The sequence below is a fragment of the Afipia broomeae ATCC 49717 genome, assembly GCF_000314675.2.
GTDB lineage: Bacteria > Pseudomonadota > Alphaproteobacteria > Rhizobiales > Xanthobacteraceae > Afipia > Afipia broomeae.
Map to the genome: position 1 here is coordinate 436,357 of NZ_KB375282.1, position 17,256 is coordinate 453,612.

General features: G+C 57.5%; 19 protein-coding genes. 11 read left to right on the forward strand and 8 right to left on the reverse strand.

The features are described from left to right. The first annotated feature begins 70 nt into the window (after window positions 1-70). Both HMPREF9695_RS02100 and HMPREF9695_RS02105 read left to right on the forward strand, forming a co-directional pair. Window positions 71-1,738 carry a RecQ family ATP-dependent DNA helicase gene (locus HMPREF9695_RS02100; protein WP_083875141.1) on the forward strand — a complete coding sequence of 556 codons (1,668 nt, stop codon included), beginning with the start codon at window positions 71-73 and terminating at the stop codon, window positions 1,736-1,738. A 192-nt stretch (window positions 1,739-1,930) separates the two neighbouring features. Then, a complete protein-coding gene (locus HMPREF9695_RS02105) occupies window positions 1,931-3,226 on the forward strand; it encodes an ISNCY family transposase (RefSeq protein ID WP_006019123.1) in 1,296 nt (431 codons plus the stop codon). A gap of 169 nt (window positions 3,227-3,395) precedes the next feature. Here HMPREF9695_RS02105 and HMPREF9695_RS02110 read toward each other — a convergent pair whose 3' ends face one another. Genes HMPREF9695_RS02110 through HMPREF9695_RS27125 form a run of 3 tightly spaced genes read right to left on the reverse strand, consistent with a single transcriptional unit; the run spans window position 3,396 to window position 5,927 of the window. Continuing rightward, on the reverse strand, window positions 3,396-4,934 hold the full coding sequence (locus tag HMPREF9695_RS02110) for a recombinase family protein (protein ID WP_006019124.1): 1,539 nt from the start codon (window positions 4,932-4,934) through the stop codon (window positions 3,396-3,398). Next, complete coding sequence (locus HMPREF9695_RS02115) at window positions 4,921-5,451, reverse strand: DUF2924 domain-containing protein (protein ID WP_006019125.1); 531 nt, start codon at window positions 5,449-5,451, stop codon at window positions 4,921-4,923. Before HMPREF9695_RS02115 ends, HMPREF9695_RS02110 begins: the two co-directional genes overlap by 14 nt. Continuing rightward, window positions 5,451-5,927: a DUF3489 domain-containing protein gene (locus HMPREF9695_RS27125; protein ID WP_347335802.1), complete on the reverse strand. Its 477-nt coding sequence runs from the start codon at window positions 5,925-5,927 to the stop codon at window positions 5,451-5,453. Before HMPREF9695_RS27125 ends, HMPREF9695_RS02115 begins: the two co-directional genes overlap by 1 nt. Between HMPREF9695_RS27125 and HMPREF9695_RS25420 the strand changes: the two genes are divergently transcribed. Further along, a protein-coding gene (locus tag HMPREF9695_RS25420) for an IS3 family transposase (RefSeq protein ID WP_085947356.1) occupies window positions 5,824-6,965 on the forward strand; the annotation gives its coding sequence in 2 pieces (ribosomal slippage) (window positions 5,824-6,088 and window positions 6,088-6,965; 1,143 coding nt in all). The two genes, HMPREF9695_RS27125 and HMPREF9695_RS25420, sit on opposite strands and share 104 nt — an antisense overlap. 103 nt (window positions 6,966-7,068) lie before the next feature. Here the strand turns inward: HMPREF9695_RS25420 and HMPREF9695_RS02135 are convergent. Continuing rightward, window positions 7,069-7,299, reverse strand: coding sequence for a hypothetical protein (locus HMPREF9695_RS02135; RefSeq protein ID WP_006019129.1), 231 nt, complete (start codon window positions 7,297-7,299; stop codon window positions 7,069-7,071). A 236-nt stretch (window positions 7,300-7,535) separates the two neighbouring features. Between HMPREF9695_RS02135 and HMPREF9695_RS02140 the strand changes: the two genes are divergently transcribed. The 6 genes from HMPREF9695_RS02140 (at window position 7,536) to HMPREF9695_RS02165 (ending at window position 12,550) form a co-directional block, all read left to right on the forward strand. Beyond that, window positions 7,536-7,934 (forward strand): type II toxin-antitoxin system RelE/ParE family toxin, encoded by a 399-nt coding sequence (locus tag HMPREF9695_RS02140; protein WP_041711038.1) that lies wholly within the window; start codon window positions 7,536-7,538, stop codon window positions 7,932-7,934. After that, complete coding sequence (locus tag HMPREF9695_RS02145; protein ID WP_006019131.1) at window positions 7,879-8,229, forward strand: helix-turn-helix domain-containing protein; 351 nt, start codon at window positions 7,879-7,881, stop codon at window positions 8,227-8,229. The genes HMPREF9695_RS02140 and HMPREF9695_RS02145 overlap by 56 nt, the downstream gene beginning before the upstream one ends. Window positions 8,230-8,676: 447 nt before the next feature. After that, complete coding sequence (locus HMPREF9695_RS02150) at window positions 8,677-9,165, forward strand: ParB N-terminal domain-containing protein (RefSeq protein WP_006019132.1); 489 nt, start codon at window positions 8,677-8,679, stop codon at window positions 9,163-9,165. Between the two features lie 10 nt (window positions 9,166-9,175). Then, on the forward strand, window positions 9,176-10,618 hold the full coding sequence (locus HMPREF9695_RS02155; RefSeq protein WP_006019133.1) for a DNA modification methylase: 1,443 nt from the start codon (window positions 9,176-9,178) through the stop codon (window positions 10,616-10,618). Beyond that, window positions 10,611-10,985, forward strand: a complete 375-nt coding sequence (locus HMPREF9695_RS02160) for a DUF5681 domain-containing protein (protein WP_006019134.1) — start codon at window positions 10,611-10,613, stop codon at window positions 10,983-10,985. Before HMPREF9695_RS02155 ends, HMPREF9695_RS02160 begins: the two co-directional genes overlap by 8 nt. A 62-nt stretch (window positions 10,986-11,047) precedes the next feature. Next, window positions 11,048-12,550, forward strand: coding sequence for a phage terminase large subunit family protein (locus tag HMPREF9695_RS02165; protein ID WP_006019135.1), 1,503 nt, complete (start codon window positions 11,048-11,050; stop codon window positions 12,548-12,550). A gap of 60 nt (window positions 12,551-12,610) precedes the next feature. Here HMPREF9695_RS02165 and HMPREF9695_RS02170 read toward each other — a convergent pair whose 3' ends face one another. The 4 genes from HMPREF9695_RS02170 to HMPREF9695_RS02185 all read right to left on the reverse strand — a co-directional run bounded on the left by HMPREF9695_RS02170 (window position 12,611) and on the right by HMPREF9695_RS02185 (window position 16,196). Continuing rightward, a complete protein-coding gene (locus HMPREF9695_RS02170) occupies window positions 12,611-13,000 on the reverse strand; it encodes a hypothetical protein (RefSeq protein ID WP_006019136.1) in 390 nt (129 codons plus the stop codon). 109 nt (window positions 13,001-13,109) lie between these two features. Beyond that, entirely contained in the window at window positions 13,110-13,835 is a 726-nt protein-coding gene (locus HMPREF9695_RS02175; protein ID WP_006019137.1) for a recombinase family protein, read from the reverse strand. Between the two features lie 133 nt (window positions 13,836-13,968). Next, window positions 13,969-14,952: a hypothetical protein gene (locus HMPREF9695_RS02180; RefSeq protein WP_006019138.1), complete on the reverse strand. Its 984-nt coding sequence runs from the start codon at window positions 14,950-14,952 to the stop codon at window positions 13,969-13,971. After that, complete coding sequence (locus tag HMPREF9695_RS02185) at window positions 14,949-16,196, reverse strand: MBL fold metallo-hydrolase (RefSeq protein WP_006019139.1); 1,248 nt, start codon at window positions 16,194-16,196, stop codon at window positions 14,949-14,951. The genes HMPREF9695_RS02180 and HMPREF9695_RS02185 overlap by 4 nt, the downstream gene beginning before the upstream one ends. Window positions 16,197-16,268: 72 nt before the next feature. On the opposite strand from HMPREF9695_RS02185, the gene HMPREF9695_RS02190 reads away from it, so the two are divergent. Both HMPREF9695_RS02190 and HMPREF9695_RS02195 read left to right on the forward strand, forming a co-directional pair. Beyond that, on the forward strand, window positions 16,269-16,529 hold the full coding sequence (locus HMPREF9695_RS02190; protein ID WP_006019140.1) for a helix-turn-helix domain-containing protein: 261 nt from the start codon (window positions 16,269-16,271) through the stop codon (window positions 16,527-16,529). A 66-nt stretch (window positions 16,530-16,595) separates the two neighbouring features. Continuing rightward, on the forward strand, window positions 16,596-16,982 hold the full coding sequence (locus HMPREF9695_RS02195; protein WP_006019141.1) for a hypothetical protein: 387 nt from the start codon (window positions 16,596-16,598) through the stop codon (window positions 16,980-16,982). Window positions 16,983-17,256 lie beyond the last annotated feature (274 nt).

Here is a 17,256-nt window from a genome sequence, read left to right on the forward strand (position 1 = left end):
TCAGATTTTTCCAAGGTTTGCCGCAATATTTTCGGGTAGGCTGGCCGGCAAGCACCGCACGGGTCCGTTGATGCTGCCTTCTTCAATAGAGTGGAAGCGAGTTCGCACGCAGGTTATTCAGCGGGATAACTTCAAATGTGTGGAGTGCGGGACTGTCGCGAAAAGCGCAGATATCGATGTGCATCACCTGCTGCCGAGGTCCGCAGGTGGTACTGACGATCCATCAAACTTGGTCACCCTCTGCGATGGTTGCCACGCGGCTCATCACCCAAAGCTCGCAGGCGGGCTGGCTCGGCGCGCAATCGAGCGCTGGGCTGTTCGGTTGGCGCGTTGGCTGGACCGTGACGGAGAGGTGGTCGCTGAAAGTCAGGCCTTTGGTCCCGTGCTTCGCTTGTTCGGTCTCGACCGATTCAAGGAAGGCCAGCTACCTATCATCCAGGCGGCTTTAGCCGGACAGTCGTTGTTGGTTGTAAGTCGCACGGGCTTCGGCAAGACCTTATGTTTTCAGCTGCCTGCTGTTTTGCGGCAAAGCGTTAGTGTTGTCGTCTCGCCGCTAAAAGCCTTGATGGGAGAGCAGGTTTCCTCGCTTCTTCGACGTAAGATTCCGGCAAGTTTCATCAATAGTGATCTCGACTCGGGCGAGAAGCGTCTGCGGTATCAACTTCTCTCACAAGGCAGCTTTAAGCTTCTTTATGCCGCGCCGGAGCGCTTCTTTGTACGAAGTGGAGCCGAGCAACAGGTGCTGCGCGCGATGCGCCCAAGCTTCTTGGTGATTGATGAGGCCCATTGTGTCGATCAATGGGGGCGAGATTTTCGGCCCGAATACGGGCGACTTAAGGAAGTGAGGGAGGCGCTGGGATCTCCTCCAATCCTGGCATTCACCGCAACCGCCGGAACAGAGATGCAGCAGCGCATTCTGCATTCTCTCGGCATTCCTGATGCGCGGGTGTTTGTCCGCGGCGTGGATCGGCCCAATATTGCGCTGCTGCGCTGGCAGGCGCCTGTCAAAGAAAGATCGGCGATCATCGCAGCTCTTTGCCGGCTTGCTCTTCCCGGGAGCGGCAAGTTGATGGTTTTCGTGCCAACTCGCAAGATTGGTGATGCTTTGCAGGCCCATCTCGCTCGTGAAGGGCTTGAGACGCCGTTCTATCATTCGCAGCTCGGTAATGGCTGGGAGCGAGAGCAATTGCTTAAGCGTTTTGTCGGCGACAGCAGACCTGTCGTTGACCGTATTATTTGCACGAGTGCTTTCGGAATGGGTCTCGACGTACCGAATGTGCGCATGGTTGTTCATTGGCAGCACCCCGGTTCGATCGAGGATTATCTCCAGGAGTTTGGCCGTGCTGGTCGCGATGGAGCGCCGTCTGTCGCCGTCCTGCTACAGGGAGGGGAGGTAAAAGAAGATATCGGCCTGTTGCGTTACATGGCCCAACGAGCAATCAACGGATCCAAGTTGAGCGATGAAGCGGCCATCGTGGCACTGCGGCACAAGCATGAGCAGATCGCCATCATGGCCAGTATGGCGCGTAAGAGTGCCTGCTTTCGCAAAGCGTTGGCTGGCTATTTCGAGGGACCCGAGAAGGTGACGCGAAGGAGCATATCAACGCGCATTATGGAATGGGTCTTTGCCGACGCTAGGCGTAATCAGAGCCAAGTGGCTTGCTGTGATGGCTGCCATCAGGCCGAGATCGTCAAGCAAGGGAGATTGAACTTCATTCGCAAAGTGCTGGCTTCATAGCGGGGGTAGAGAACTCGCGGTACCTTCCATTTTCTATGGTCGACGAAGTCCGCGTCCGGTGCGCGGCGGAGTTTTTTTTGTTCCATAATATCGGATGTGCGACTCTGATCTGTAGACGCCAGATAGAGAAGTCACTGTTGGCCCAGATAGAGATGTCACTCTCCACGGTTTCAGCTGGGGAGTATTGGGCCGATGACGGTGATTGCGATGAGCCGGACGGAGATCGACCGGATGAGCGTGTTGCAGGATCTGGCGGCGAACAGGATCAAAGTTGCGGACGCCGCAGCGCTGATGGGGCTTGGCCGGCGTCAGGTATTTCGGCTGGCGAAGGCCTATGACCAGCATGGCCCGGAGGCCCTGGTCTCCCGCCGCCGCGGCCGGCCGAGCAACCGCTGTTATCCGACAACGTTGCGCGCCGAAGTCATCGGCATCATTCGGGAGCGCTATTGCGACTTCGGACCGACGCTGGCTGCGGAGAAGCTGGCGGAGCTGCACGGGATTCATCTGGCGCGCGAGACGCTGCGGCAATGGATGATGGCGGCGGGCCTGTGGAAGGATCGCCGGGCAAGGTTGAAGCCTGTGCATCAGCCGCGGTATCGGCGCGATTGCCTGGGCGAGTTGATCCAGATTGATGGCTCGGAGCACTGGTGGTTCGAGGGCCGCGGACCACAATGCACCCTGCTCGTCTACATCGACGATGCCACCAGCCGGCTGATGCATCTGCAGTTTGTCGAGAGCGAGAGCACCTTCGATTATTTTGCCGCGACCCGCGCTTATCTGGAGCGCTATGGCAAGCCGGTGGCGTTCTACTCCGACAAGCATGGCGTATTCCGGGTCAACAAGAAGGATGCCGCCTCCGGCGATGGCATGACCCAGTTTGGCCGGGCGCTGCACGCGCTGAATATCGACATCATTTGTGCCAACTCCTCGCAGGCCAAAGGCCGCGTGGAACGGGCCCATGGCACGCTGCAGGATCGGTTGGTGAAGGAGATGCGGTTGGGCGGCATCGATACCATTGCGGCCGGCAACGTGTTCCTGCCGGCCTTCATGGAGACGTACAATGCGAGATTTGCCAAGGCACCGTTCGACGATCGCGATATCCATCGTCCGCTGGCCGGGCATGACGACCTCGACGATGTCTTTGCCTGGAAGGAAGAGCGTTCGGTCTCGGTGAACCTGACGCTGCAGTACGACCAGGTGCTGTTCATGCTGGAGCCGACCCCCATCGCCCGATCGCTCGCCCGCAAGCGGGTTACGGTGATTGACTACCCCGACGGACGGCTGGCGATCCGGCACCACGGCGTCGATCTGCCCTATCGCACTTTCGATAAGCGGCCGCAGGTCAACCAGGCCGCGATCGTCGAGAACAAACGCCTCGGTCCGATCCTGGCCTATATTGCCGAACAGCAGAAGCAACTCGACATGTCCCGCTCGGCCAAGGCGCCGCGCCGCCGCGGCCAGAAGAACCACATGTTCAAGATCGGATAGATCCCGTGACCGTCACCGGCGGCGCGTTGCGCAATATGAAGGCTTCATGCGCCGCCCGCTTCCGCCAGATTTCAACCTCTAACCCGTAGAAAGGCGGCTATCCTGCTCCCCATCGAGTGACATTTCTAACTGGCGCAAATCGTGACTTCCCTAAATGGCGGCGACATGATCAGAACCCCAGCGCACGGTACTGCCCGGACCAGGCCAAAGGCAGGGTCTTTGGAATCCGCGCCAGCGTGAGTGCTGGCGGCTGCTCACCGGTCAGAATGGCCTCGGTAATGGAAGGCGCCAGAAACGCATAGCGTAGCTCTTGCCGCACGACTTTTGGATGGAGCTTGACCGACGCTGCCAGCGCTTCGACGCTGTCGAACTTGCCACGTTGCAGGTCTCGCAGCCACACATAAGCACGGACGATCGCCTGCAGAAGCTTTGGATCTGGCTGATCGGTATCTGTTGAGGATGGCGCAAGTGCGGGAGCATTCTTCACAGGCGATTTCCATGGGATCTCGATCGCGTCAGCGTTGTCTGGTTGAAGGCGGATCGTTATCTTCTCCGGGTAAACGACGACGTCAGCAACGGAATCCATGACATGGCTTCTGAGCTGATCTTCAGGGGTTTGTGCATCGAGTGCGAAACGCTCGCGGATCGCGTTGATGACGAGGCCTTCGATAAGCTGCGCCGGAATGCGCGCCACCGAGCCAGCTTGAGCCTTTCTGCCGCGCATAAGAGCGCGTGAAATATAGAACCGGTAACGAATGCCGTTCTTGACCGTAAAACTCGGGCTCATGTAATTGCCGCGATCATCGCAGAGCTTACCGGCGAGAAGGGCTCCGCTGGTTGATCGACGGGTTTGCGTGGTGACGCGGTTTTCTGCGAGCAGGGCCTGCACCTGATCGAAGGTCTTCTGGTCGAGAATTGGCTTATGCTCGGCGGGATACCATTTGCCGCCATGATGGACCTCGCCAAGATACACGCGGTTCTTCAGGACATGGGCGAGGGGACCATAGGTGAAGGGGATGCCCCCGCGATACTTTGCTACCTTGGTGTCGCGCCGCTTGGTGACGATACAGCGACGATCAAGATCCTGCACCAGCAGTCTGAAGGACCTCAGTTGTAGATACTGACGGAAGATGGTGCGGACAGTCTCCGCTTCTTTCGGGTTGATGACGAGCTTCTTGTCTTTGGCCTCATAACCGAGCGGAACGGTGCCGCCGGTCCATTTGCCTTTGCGGCGGGAGGCGGCGACTTTGTCCCGCACGCGTTCGGACGCCAGTTCCCGTTCGAACTGGGCGAAGGACAGCAGCACATTCAGGGTCAGCCGCCCCATGGAGGAGGTGGTATTGAACTGCTGGGTCACAGCGACAAAAGAAATAGACTTCCGGTCGAAGGTCTCGACCAGCTTGGCGAAGTCGGCGAGGGAGCGGGTCAGGCGATCGATCTTGTAGACCACAATTACATCGATCAGCCCGGACTCGATGTCGGCCAGAAGCTGCTTCAGGGCGGGACGGTCGAGGTTGCCGCCTGAGAACGCCGGATCGTCATAAGGCTGTGGCAAGACACGCCAGCCCTGCGAAGCCTGACTCTTTATATAGGCCTCACAGGCTTCGCGCTGGGCGTCGAGAGAGTTGAACTCAAGCTCAAGGCCATGCTCGGTGGATTTGCGGGTGTAGATGGCGCAGCGCACCGGTTTGAGGCTATTGGTGGCCACGGCGACTTCCCTTCGAGACCATTCTTGCGGCGACCGCTTTGTCGGACTCTTTGGTTGTTGTCCTCAATCCGAAGAACTTTGGTCCATTCCAGCGCGTGCCGGTGATCCGGTTGGCGATCTCCGAGAGGCTGGTGAAGATTTCGCCCTGGTAGGCAAAGCCCTTGGCCAGCACCGTGACCTTGTGGCTCTGGCCGTTCCAAACCCGTACCAGTTCCGAACCGGGTTTGATCCGCTGCGGCACCTCAAGACGCCCCGTTTTTCCGGCGGCTATCGACCGGCTTAACTGGTCGAGCAGCTTCTTTGTCTCGCGGGACAGACCACCATAGGCCCTTTCTTGGATCTGCCTGGCGATACTCCGCCGCAGCAGGTCCGGGCCGAAGGCTGGCGGCGGGTCGGACCGGAACAGTTCGCGGTACCGGATCCGCAAGGTGGAGATGGGCATGGTGCCGAGCTGTTTCAGCTCGGCCTCCACACTGGGATTAATCGGTCGCCCGTTCACTGTGGGGCGGTTGTCCATTACTTGGATCCCGCGGACTTGCCAATCCGATAGCGGCGCTCGCCATCAGCCTTGTCGGAGGCGAGATCAAGCTTCAGCCTCTTCCGGACAACACCAGTCAGAAAGCCTCGCACTGAATGCTGCTGCCAGCCGGTCGCCTTCATGATGTCGGCAACGGTCGTGCCGCCGGGTGCCCGAAGCATCGCGAGCACCGTGGTCAATTTGGAAGACGCCCGGACAGGTTGCGAGACCGATGTATGGGAGGAAGATCGCTTCGACGGTATTGACCGGGCAATGGTCTTGCGAGGCTGCGTTGTTATCGGTCGAGTGGTGATCTGCCCCCTTTGAAGTGGTCCTCCCTGAAGTATGATTTTCGGATGGAGGATAAGATCAATGGCAAGGAAGAGGCATACGGCTGAAGAGATCGTTGCGAAGCTGCGGCAGGTTGATGTGCTGATGGCACAGGGCCGGCAGGTAGCAGACGCAGTCCGAGCGATAGGCGTGACGGAAGTAACGTACTATCGATGGCGAAACGAGTACGGTGGCCTGAAGGGCGATCAGGTGAAGCGACTCAAAGAGCTGGAGACTGAGAACAATCGTCTCCGGCGAGCGGTGTCGGATCTGACGCTGGACAAGCTGATCCTGGCGGAGGCCGCAAAGGGAAACTTCTAAGCCCCTCCCGACGCCGTGCTTGCGTCGATCATGTAACAGCCGAGCTTGGCATCTCCGAGAGACGGGCGTGCCGGGCTTTGGGTCAACACCGATCGACGCAGCGCAAGACTCCAACGACACCCGATGACGAGGCGGCTTTGACTGCCGACATCATCGAGCTTGCCCGCCAATATGGCCGCTACGGATATCGCCGAATTACGGCGTTGCTTCGCAGAGCCGGCTGGATGGTGAACAAGAAGCGTGTTGAGCGGATCTGGCGATGCGAGGGGCTGAAGGTCCCCCTAAAACAACCTAAACGCGGGCGTCTCTGGTTCAACGACGGCTCATGCATCCGTCTGCGGCCGGAGCGACCCAACCATGTCTGGTCCTATGACTTCGTCGCCGACCGCACCCACGACGGCAAGGCGTTCCGGATGTTGTGCATCATCGACGAGTTCAGCCGTGAGAGCCTGGCCATCCGTGTCGCGCGGAAGCTCAAAGCAACTGACGTCATCGAAGCGCTCTGCGAGCTGTTCGTCTCGCGGGGCATCCCTGCGCACATACGTTCGGACAATGGCCCTGAGTTCGTCGCCGAGGCGCTGCGGGATTGGATCGCCACCGTCGGAGCCAGGACTGCTTACATCGAGCCGGGCAGTCCGTGGGAGAATGGCTATTGCGAGAGCTTCAACGGCAAGCTGCGCGATGAACTGCTCAACGGCGAAATCTTCTACACATTGAAGGAGGCCCAGATCGTGATCGAAAACTGGCGACGTCACTACAACACGGTGCGTCCACACTCATCGCTTGGATATCGACCACCGGCACCCGAAGCCATCGTCTGGCCAGCACCAAAGGAGGTAGTCAAAATGCAATCCCTAAACTAACATTCCGATCGGACCACTCAGTGGGGGCCGGTCAAGCGTTGCACTGACTCGACCCGCCGACCGCAGCGCGGGGCGGGCAAGGAGCCGATCAGGGGATTCGGAACTAAGCGGTCTCGTCAAGCAGGCTGCGCTTGATCGCAAGAGCTGCCCGGAACAGATCCTGTGCCTCGTGCGCCAAACCCTCGAAATCCATCAAAATCTGCACTGAGCGGCTGACATTGCCGGCGCGGGCGCAGATTTCGGCCGCTTGCGCAATGCTATGGGCTTCTTCCAGCTTGGCGCGGACTTCCGATACGAGCGCTGCGACGACATGATGTTCCGGGGTATCTGTCATGAGGGGCTCCTTTATGGAGCACCACACATGCTTCCTTTGCCGCTGAAGTCGAGCAGATTGTGAGCAATCTTATGGCTTTGTGGGCCGGATGCTGAGCATCTTGTGATGCTGACAGATCTGGAAATCTCAGCAAGATACGATGCGCGCCAGCTTCGACGGGATTGCGATCCAGCAGATTTTCAACGTGTTCCCCCTGGTTGATTTTCGATCAATTATAGTATAAAAACTATATCTAAATGGCTGATAGCGATACTCCGGTCGAATGGGTGGGATCCTCCAAAGAGGATCTCTCTGCCTTCCCAAGGAAGGTAAAGGAAACCATGGGTTTTGCGGTACGTATGGCGCAGAAGGGCGGCAAGCACATTGACGCAAAGCCACTGAAGGGTTTCGGCGGGGCGGGAGTTCTCGAAATCATTGAAGACTTCGATGGCAATACCTATCGGGGCGTCTACACCATTAAGATGAAAGGCGTGATCTACGTTTTGCACGCGTTTCAGAAGAAATCGAAAAGCGGCATCAAGACGCCGGAATTCGAGATCAGGAAAATTCAGCAGCGTCTAAAAGTGGCGGAGCAGGCTTATGCGAACAGAAAAAAGGAAAACGACGAAAAGCAGGGCAAAGGTCGTAAAAAGTAGCGGTAATGTTTTTGCCGATATTGGGCTGCCAAACGCTGAAGCACATTCGGTCAAGGCCGACCTTGTGATTGCGATCGGTGACATTATTCGGGCCAAGGGCCTGACCCAGACCCAGGCAGCCGCTCGTCTAGGTCTCGCACAGCCTGATGTCTCAAAGCTTCTGAGGGGACAGTTCAGCGGATATACTTATGATCGGCTGTTTTATTATTTGAACGCGTTAGGTGAGAAGATACGCATCGAGGTATCGGAAGCCAAAAGCAAAAAAGAGGCGCGCCTCGAGCTAGAGGTTGCCTGAGGTTTACACCTAGGGTGCTAGGCGGGACCGTCGAAGATCTGAGTGTGTAATTGTCCTAATAATCTTATAGGTATAATAACACCTTCAAAACTTTTCTCATTACCCTTCGTTATATAGAAACCAGGGTAAGTAACCGAGACGGTTCGTATCTTTGTCTTTTACTATGACAAAGCACTGCGGACCCTACGGCGACTTGGGTCTGGACGAGCTTAACTAATTAGAGTCCACGGATCAGGCTCGCACTTATCGGTGTTGTCCCAACAGCATCGTCCTGATTCGTTGAACTCAACTTGGCAAACGCTCGGAGAACAGGGGGCTATCTGTTACAGACGTAATATTTTTCCCCTGGTGCAGCTCATCATCGTGGGCAGCACAGGCGAATATCAATATGCGCATTCATGGCTGCGTGCGTTCGTTTGCCGGTGCTCCCCGTTTCCGGAGCCCACTATGCTTCAAAAACTGAATACTAAAGTCATCGATTTTTCCCGCATCAAGGTTTCGCCAGCGCGCTTGCGTCGTAAGAACGTCGCAGCGGTGCGTGAGGCAATGCACCTGATCCGCAAATATGGTCAGCAGCGTCCACTGATTGTCGATCTGGATTATCACCTTCGTTCGGAAACGGTTTCGTACCTTGCGCTGAAGGCGGAGCGCTATGACTGTGTGAAGGTGCTTCAGGTCACGGACTTGTCTCCTGCAGTTGTTCGTGCTCTCGACCGCCTGCTTGTTTGCGCTGAGGTCATCAACCGCCAAGCGGAAGGCTTCAATGCGGCGCTGGCATGTTTGGTGGCGTCTCTCGACCGTGACGAAGAGCCTAGTATCTCGGACTTTGTTCGCGAACTGCTGCCGGTCATGATTACCGGTCTCGGTGAACTGCCGGATCGCGGTTCGCCGTCCGAAGCTTCGGACGCAGACGACTGCACTCCGTCTAAAATTTAAGGGGTGCAGCATGAGCAACAAGAATTCACTCGAGATCGTTTATCTCAACGCAACGGCTATTAAGCCGTCGCCCCATGCTGCGCGTCAGCATAGCGCCGCGCAGCGCCGTAAACTGAAAAACATCCTGCGGCAGTTCGGCCAAGTTGTGCCGCTTCCGCTGGACGCAACGACCGGCACGCTGATCGATGGTCATGCCGTGTTCGACACACTTGTCGAACTCGGTCATGAAGAAATTGCCGTCGTGCAGTTGGAAAATCGGTCCGAGCCAGAAATTCGAGCCCTCCGTCTGGCCCTCAACCGAGTCGCCCAGGACGCTGTGTGGGATGATGCAAAGCTGCGCGGCGAGTTCGAGTATTTGATCAACGTTGGCTTCGACCTCGATCTCAGCGGCTTTGACGTGGTGGAGATCGACATGGCCTTGTCGATCGATGCGTCGGTCGCCAATACCGTCGAAGAAGAATCGATTGATGACCTTGCGCCGGCGGTTGGTCCGCCAGTTGCAAAGCCTGGCGACGTGTTTCGCCTCGGTGATCACGTGATCGGCTGTGGTGATGCCCGCGACACAGTTTTTATCTGTGATCTTGTCGGCGCCCACACGGTCGCCTGCGTGTTTAGCGACCCGCCCTACAACGTGAAAATCGACGGGTTTGTGTCAGGCCTCGGCAAGACGCGACATCGCGAATTTGCTATGGGCACAGGTGAGATGTCGCGTGAGCAGTTCGTCAACTTCCTGAGCGAGACGGTTGCAGCAATCAAGCCTGTCCTTTTTGACGGTGCAATTCTTTATCTCTGCATGGACTGGCGCCATGGTGGCGAGCTGTGCGAAGCCGCCGCGCAGAACGGCCTGGAGCAGAAGAATCTCTGCGTCTGGGTCAAGAGTAATGCTGGCATGGGATCGTTCTACCGCTCTCAGCACGAACTGATTTATGTGTTCAAACACGGTGAGGGTCCGCATCAGAACCATTTTGGTCTGGGAGCCGGCGGCCGCAACCGTTCGAATGTCTGGCAATATCGCGGCGTTAATGCGTTCGGCAAAGATCGCATGGAGCTTCTCGGTACTCACCCCACAGTGAAGCCGGTTGTGATGATCGCCGATGCCCTGCGCGATGTGACCCGTCGCGGCCAAATCGTTCTCGACGTCTTTCTTGGGTCGGGATCGACGCTGATCGCTGCGGAAGAAACTGGTCGCGTCTGCGTCGGTGTTGAGCTCGACCCGGGTTACGTCGACGCAGCCATCCGCCGCTGGCAGAAGCGTACCGGCAAGGATGCTGTTCACGCTGTTACCGGTGAGACCTTCGACGCGATCTATGAGCGTGCCGCGGCTGCCGATGATGCCACATCGGCAGATATACCGGCTTCAGAACCCCCAACGGCGATCTTTGCTGGCGACGGCATGACGAGCGTAAATTCGGTCGGCATCGTTGTTACCCCGATGGAGTCCGGCGATGTCTGAGCCAGAAGAAGAAAAGATTGGATACGGCAAGCCGCCGGCCAAGACCCGTTTCAAGCCCGGGCAATCCGGCAATCCGAACGGACGCCCGAAGGGCAGCGTCAATCTGAAGACGGATCTGCGTAGTGAACTTTCGGAAAAGATCCGGATCCGGGAGGGCGAGCGTAGCCTCAAGGTCTCCAAGCAGCGCGCCATGCTGAAGGCGCTTGTTGCCAAAGCGCTTAAGGGCGATGCGCGTGCTGCCAATGTCGTCCTGACATTGGTCGGCCGTCTGTTCGAACCTGAAGCAGTGGCAGAAGAGGTGCCCGCGCTGACATCCGATGATGAAGCGATTCTTGCGCGCTTTCTCGCACGCCGTCTGGCCGAATAGCAGACACGGATTATCCGGCCGGTGCCGATCGGCACCGGCCCTATTTATTAAGAGCAGTAACCATGCCTTCTGATCTTCAAATCTACCGCGCGGTGATGCGGAACGACCTTCAGGCGTTTCTGGAGGGGGCATTTCCGGTCGTCGATGGTCGCTGGGCGCTTGAAATCGCGCCCTACCTTGAGTACCTGGTCTGCGAGCTGACCGGCATCAGCGAGAGTCGGGAAAGCCGCCTCATTATCAATCTGCCGCCGCGTCACCTGAAGTCCGTGCTGACGTCTATTGTATTTGTTGCCTGGCTTCTCGGCCGCAATCCGAAGCTGCGCATTGCGGTGATTTCTCACAGCCAGGCACTGGCCCTGGATCTGGCGTCAAAAACGTTCCAACTCGTCGGTTCGGATTTCTACCGTAAAGTTTTCCCCGGGTTCCGCCTGCGCGACAACGGCCGCAAGGTTATGGACTTTGTGACCGAAGACGGAGGCGGTCGCTATGCGGCCTCGTTCGAGACTGGCGTTACCGGCCGAGGGTTCGACATTATCATTATCGACGATCCGATCTCGGCTCACCACACCAAATCGGAAAAGGAACGCACCAAGATCAACGAGAGTTTCAAGAACATGATCTCGTCACGTCTGGACGATCCGATCAATGGCGCCATGATCGTGGTTGGTCAACGCATGCACGAAGATGACCTGTCCGGTAACCTGTTGCAGAAGGGTGGCTGGAAGCACGTCTGTCTGCCCTTAGTGGCCGAGGAAGAAGCATCGTATGCGATCGGCGATTCAAGCTGGCATCGAAAGGTCGGGGATGCCCTGCTGTCGAATCAGTGGTCGGCTGATGTCATCCAGCGCAAGCGGGAAGAGGTTGGTGCATCGATCTTCGCCGCCCAGTATCAGCAGAATCCGTCAGCTGCGCTGGGTGAACTGATCCGGCCGGACCAGATCAAGTATTTTGATGACCGGCCGCTCGACGCGCGACGGATTGTTCTGAGTTGGGACACGGCGGTCAAAACCGGATCGGACAACAGCTACACAGTGTGTTTGGTGATCGCCGGCGATAGCCGGCGTCACTATGTCATCGACGTGCTTCGCGCACGCCTTGACCCGGTCCAGATGCGTGATGCTGCACTGAGCTTAATCGGAACCTATAAGCCGTCAGAGATCCTGATCGAGGATGCCAGCTCGGGCAGCGGGCTTGCCAGCATGCTGTCCGAGCGCGGCTATCATGCCGAACTGCGCCCGACCGGTGGCCGCGGCAAGGAAGAGCGGCTCGAAAGCCAGCTGCATATGTTTGCCCAGCATCGGGTGCTGATCAAAAGGAACGAATCCTGGACGGTTGAGCTCGAGAGCGAATTGCTGCGTTTCCCGTTTGGCAAGCACAACGACCAGGTCGACGCCCTGACGCAGTATCTGGCCTGGGTCGCTGAAAGCCCCATGGTCAACCCTGTGGTGGTGGGCGTCGGCGGCAAGGACGCGCGTATCGAGCGGGCGCTTTCCCGGCGTCCTTGGCCTGTGGCCAAGGGCGACAATCCGCTCCGTCCACGCGGCAAACCCATGCGCTGGCGGTAGTGGAGATCAGAGGAATGCCGCGGGGTATCCCCGCGGAAGTTGCGGATCCCCTGTTGGTCATCAGAACGGCAGCATGGGAGCTTCGAGATAGATTTGTTTCTTTTCGGCATCGGCAAAAGACATGTTGAAATACACCGGCTTTCGTCCGAAGTTGGTAAAGACGTCGGCGACGCAAACGCGGTGCCGGACTTCATTGTTCTCATCGAGCAGGTCTTTCCCGACGACGGACATGTCACCGATCTTGAGCAGCTTCAGGCCGAGTGCGGCTTGCGGCGCATTCTTGAAGGCATCCTGCAGCATGTCGCGGGTGGTGTTGCTGTTGCATTCGGGGATGCCGCTGGCGCCGCCAAAGCTGCCTGTCGCCAGCCGCAGCGTGACGATGACGACCCCGAACAGGGCTGCGAAGGCGATACCGGTCATAAGGTTTGATTTTGAGAATGACGTTGTCATAGGTGGCTCCCTTTATGTGTGATTTTGAGGAGGGCAGGTGATGGGCATGCGGCATCGTTCGCCACCGCCTTTTTGAAGGACGTGCGTCGAGTCTTCGTGAGGTGCTTGGTTATTTCTTCAGAGCGACATATGCCGATGACAGAGGTGCGGTGCGGAGGGATGCCGTCAGCCGGTGCCTCTGTTCGTGCTGGTCAAGGAATGTGATCTCGAAGGCTGTAACGAAATCGCTGTCGAACATTGGATCGTAACGATCGACCACCGCGGCATGTCGCGTATCCAGCAGGTCGAGCGAGAATGCGGTTGGCGTCGTCGAGAGGGGCTGCTCGGAGGCAGGGCCGGTCTCATCAGCGACCGGGGCTGGCACGGTAAACTTCGTTGTGATGCCGATCGTCCTGACGGCGATGTCGTGAATAGGCGCGTCGGTCCCATTACACAGATAAACCGGCATGATGCGCAGGCTTCGGAAGTCCGGAAAGTACAGGGTTAGATCCGGCGGCGCCTTCTCCGGTGTCAGGGTGACATAGCCGCGCTCACGTGAGGGCTCTGGCGCAAACGCAACCGGAATGCTGGAAATCCGAGGAGAAAACTCCGCGCCGCTACCGATGGCTTCCGTGCGCGCAATCAGCAGCGTGGCGCCGGACTGTTTGCAGTCCTCCATAGCTTGCCGCAATTGCGGGCGGGAGAAACCGTCAGTCTCGGGTTCAATATATTCGGCCTGAACGATGGCCTGACGGCCTTTGATCCAGGTTTTGATGGTTTCACGTTGTTCTTGCAGTGCAATATCGGAATAGGCCGGTTCGCTTGGCCGGACGCGGTAATAGGCAATAACCTTCATGCAGAATCCCAGTTAACGGCACGGACAGCCCGTGCCCCTTAGATTCAAGTGAGGCCCCGAGGAATTGCGGGGTTTTGCAAAGAAATGCTGAGTGTCTCCCGAAAGCCGCATTTTGAGGCCGGACACCGCAACATCAGAAGAAGTCCCGGGCGGATCGGGTATTGCCGATCGCCCGAATCTTGAGGGTTGGCTGATATTCTCGCAGACGCTTGGCGTCCCGTTCCCAGCGCCCGTCGCGCTGATCGCCATCGAAGCCGAATACAATGAGCCGGGGATCAGGATCTATCTGGGCCCGGACCTTGCCTGAGGCGATGGCGGCGATCAGGGGGGTGAGCTCGAGCGGAAGCCTGCTGCCCGGAACAGCGGCGCGAGCCGCAGCCCGCATGGCTTGTATACGGATCAGCGCCTGGCAGACGGCGACGTAGCGCTGTCGCAGTGCCTCTTCATGTCGCCTGAGGGTCGCTTGGTATCGAACGATCTGAGCCAGAACGGCAGGTTCACCTTTGGCCCTCAGCGCAGGATTGCTGAAATGCTTGGCCTCATGGAAAACGATGAACGGCGTGCCATCACGATTTTCGACGGTCACAACGTCCAGACGGTCTTGGGACCGGTCAATTGACGAGGCGTCTGTCGAAGGGACATTAGTGTCCGGCAGACTTTCATCAACTGAAGAACTTGCCCGCAGCAGCGACAGTTCGACGTCGATGACCTTTGAGCTGCCCATGATCAAGGGATGCAACCCGCTTTTTTCAGCGCCGGCCAGATCGGTGGCCGAGCGGATCATGTCCGATAATGTCGATGGACCGGCGTATTGGGACCAACCGATATCGGAAGGTTCAAAACGTCCGTCTTCATGAAGCTGGGCCAGTACCTGCTGTTGGCGGATTAGGTATTTGGTGTGGGTCCATGGAAGGATCCGTCCATCGCCGCCGTCGTCGATCCGGAAGATCGAGGCGCCACGATGATAGACGTTGAGTGAGTTCGCTCGCACCGCGATGAACACATCGTCCCGCAGAAGGACATCGCGCCACCACGACGGTTTTTGAGCAAGAGCGTCGAGTGCATCGAGGAAGGCCTTACTCACGCCGTGGCCAGATGACGTCTGTTGGATGGTCATGTTGGAACGTCCCACCATTCGCCATCGTTTTTGAGACTGACGGCTTGGAAATGTGCCGGAAACTGCTCCGGCTCGTAGGTATGGATCGGCACGAGCATCTTTGGCTGGATAGCCTCGGCCAATCGTTTCAGATCGGGAATGCTGGCATGGCCGGATGTATGGGCGTGGTCGAGGGGGATTCCTCGTGTCTTAAGTTCGGCAAGGAGGGCAAGGCCGCGCTCCTGTTTGAGATAACCGTCCCATTGCGACCAGATGGCGCGTGCACCGGAGAGGCAATTGGCATGATCGAGGTCGCGCAGCATTGCCGGTCGGAAGAGCATCGCTGCCCAAGGCGCCAGATCCTCAAGTCGCTCCACGAAAATACGATTGGTCTTGTGAGGATCAAGCAAGTCAAAGCGGCCGCTGCGCTTGATCTGGATGCGCTGATACTGGGGGACGTACACCGCGACATTCTGCCAATCCGACTGGGGAATGTTGGCGTTCTCTGTCGCACGAAGAATCTCGGCGGCATAAAGATCGATGATCAGCGTTCGCCCGGTGCGCTTGCAGGCCCGATACAGGCTGACCATGCGATCAATGTTTTGCGCCGAGGCTGCGACCAGCGCCAGACCGTCTGTTGCCTGAAACAGGTCAACCAGGCGCTGCTCGACGTCTGTCTCGGTCGGAAAGACGTGGTCGGGGCTCAGGCGACCAAAGCTCGACCCTTCCATCAGCATTACGTCGATGGATCGTGGAGGGTCGGCCACAAGGCGTTCGAACAGTGCCGCTTTGCGGCCATGAGCCCGGATATCCCCGGAATAGAACAGGCGTTGGCCGTCAGCTTCCACCTCAAGGGCGTAGGCATCATAAGCGGAATGGTCGACCAGATGCGGAGTCACCCGAAACGGACCAAACTCCAGTGGTGTACCGCTTGTGAACTCGATGGGCGTGGCAGGCACATACGGTCTGGGAACGAACGGGGCTGCCGCCTGCAAAATGCGGTGTGTTGCAGCGCCAAGCGCGACCGGCAACTCAGGGCCGGCGAGGTGGGCCAGCCCCCAGTGATCGATATGACCATGAGACAGAATCAGAGCTAGCAAATCCTCGCCGCCAGCGAGTCCGTCTATTGACGGATGAATGCTGACCTCGTCCCCGTCGCCATCCAGTGGCAATCCCAGATCCAATAGAATCCGGCCACCGCCTGCCGCCAGTTCGACGCAGGTCCCGCCGATTTCGTTCGTCCCGCGATGAATACGAATGCGCACAACTGCCCCAAATCTCTAATAGGGACATTATAGTGCGTGTTTTAATGGGCCGCCAAGTCGTTTGTTTCGCTTATGAAAGCGACAGCGCTTGTGGCCTGGAATGTCCGAAAACTGCGGGTTAAGCGCGGTCTGTCGCAGGAGGCGCTGGCCGTCGACGCCGGTGTGGACCGGTCCTATGTCGGACGAATCGAGCGTGGGATTGAAAATCCGACAGCCGAGACTTTGGAGAGACTGGCCGGTGCCTTAGAGGTTCCAATCGCCGATTTGCTGATTGTTCCAAAAGCAAACGAAAAGCCGCCCGCTACGCTTCGGAAGGGGAGGAAAAAGCGGTAACCCAATCGTCGCTTAGTCGATCTTAGCAAATTTGTCGGTCGATGAGTGGCAAGGAGGCCGCTTCATATGTTTTTAACTGTTGGCGAAATGGATAAACACGTCCAATTGATTGCTGATGAAAATCAGATTGTTATTCATCCTACTTTGAAGAGGTTGAGCCGCTCGTACTCGGTACGAGTGAGCGAAGAAATTTATATTGCGCCAATCAAATCAGTGTTGAGCTACGCGGTCGCGCTGCATGAACTTGGCCATGTGCTGGGACCACATCAGAACAGTCTTCGTGTATTAGTGCGCGAAAGAGCTGCCTGGAGGTGGGCGAAGAGGAACGCGCTGGTTTGGTCACCTCGGATGCAGGAGCATGCCGAGACATCAATCCACTGGTATGAAAAGAACTATCGCGACATTGATAAGCGTCAGCGTTCATACTTGGCAATTGATGATAATTCGGGTTAAGCGCTGCAACTAAGCGTTCAAGCCCAAGCGAAGGTGAGATTCGCGGAATGAGCGATTATGGAATGTATGATGTTGCGCTTTTTCCGTCGTATTGGCGTCAGCAAGGCCGATAGCAGCTGCGGCTATCGCATTTCGCTGTGCGGATTGTTTGCTCACCACTAGTCCTGCATCGCAAAATTCAATGAAGATGGGATCGAAGCGGACACGAAGGATCCCGCTAACACTACGGGGATTACTAGGCGGAAGTCGGTAAAAGAATGGCGCGGCCATAAGC

Bases quoted from the DNA above. Each gene is read 5' to 3' on its own strand.
- HMPREF9695_RS02175 (WP_006019137.1), bottom strand. From the start codon at position 13,835: ATGAAGGTTATTGCCTATTACCGCGTCCGGCCAAGCGAACCGGCCTAT.
- HMPREF9695_RS02155 (WP_006019133.1), top strand. From the start codon at position 9,176: ATGAGCAACAAGAATTCACTCGAGATCGTTTATCTCAACGCAACGGCT.
- HMPREF9695_RS02100 (WP_083875141.1), top strand. From the start codon at position 71: ATGCTGCCTTCTTCAATAGAGTGGAAGCGAGTTCGCACGCAGGTTATT.
- HMPREF9695_RS02180 (WP_006019138.1), bottom strand. From the start codon at position 14,952: ATGACCATCCAACAGACGTCATCTGGCCACGGCGTGAGTAAGGCCTTC.
- HMPREF9695_RS02165 (WP_006019135.1), top strand. From the start codon at position 11,048: ATGCCTTCTGATCTTCAAATCTACCGCGCGGTGATGCGGAACGACCTT.
- HMPREF9695_RS02135 (WP_006019129.1), bottom strand. From the start codon at position 7,299: ATGACAGATACCCCGGAACATCATGTCGTCGCAGCGCTCGTATCGGAA.
- HMPREF9695_RS02145 (WP_006019131.1), top strand. From the start codon at position 7,879: ATGCGAACAGAAAAAAGGAAAACGACGAAAAGCAGGGCAAAGGTCGTA.
- HMPREF9695_RS02140 (WP_041711038.1), top strand. From the start codon at position 7,536: ATGGCTGATAGCGATACTCCGGTCGAATGGGTGGGATCCTCCAAAGAG.
- HMPREF9695_RS02195 (WP_006019141.1), top strand. From the start codon at position 16,596: ATGTTTTTAACTGTTGGCGAAATGGATAAACACGTCCAATTGATTGCT.
- HMPREF9695_RS02190 (WP_006019140.1), top strand. From the start codon at position 16,269: ATGAAAGCGACAGCGCTTGTGGCCTGGAATGTCCGAAAACTGCGGGTT.
- HMPREF9695_RS02160 (WP_006019134.1), top strand. From the start codon at position 10,611: ATGTCTGAGCCAGAAGAAGAAAAGATTGGATACGGCAAGCCGCCGGCC.
- HMPREF9695_RS02150 (WP_006019132.1), top strand. From the start codon at position 8,677: ATGCTTCAAAAACTGAATACTAAAGTCATCGATTTTTCCCGCATCAAG.
- HMPREF9695_RS02115 (WP_006019125.1), bottom strand. From the start codon at position 5,451: ATGGACAACCGCCCCACAGTGAACGGGCGACCGATTAATCCCAGTGTG.
- HMPREF9695_RS02170 (WP_006019136.1), bottom strand. From the start codon at position 13,000: ATGACAACGTCATTCTCAAAATCAAACCTTATGACCGGTATCGCCTTC.
- HMPREF9695_RS02105 (WP_006019123.1), top strand. From the start codon at position 1,931: ATGACGGTGATTGCGATGAGCCGGACGGAGATCGACCGGATGAGCGTG.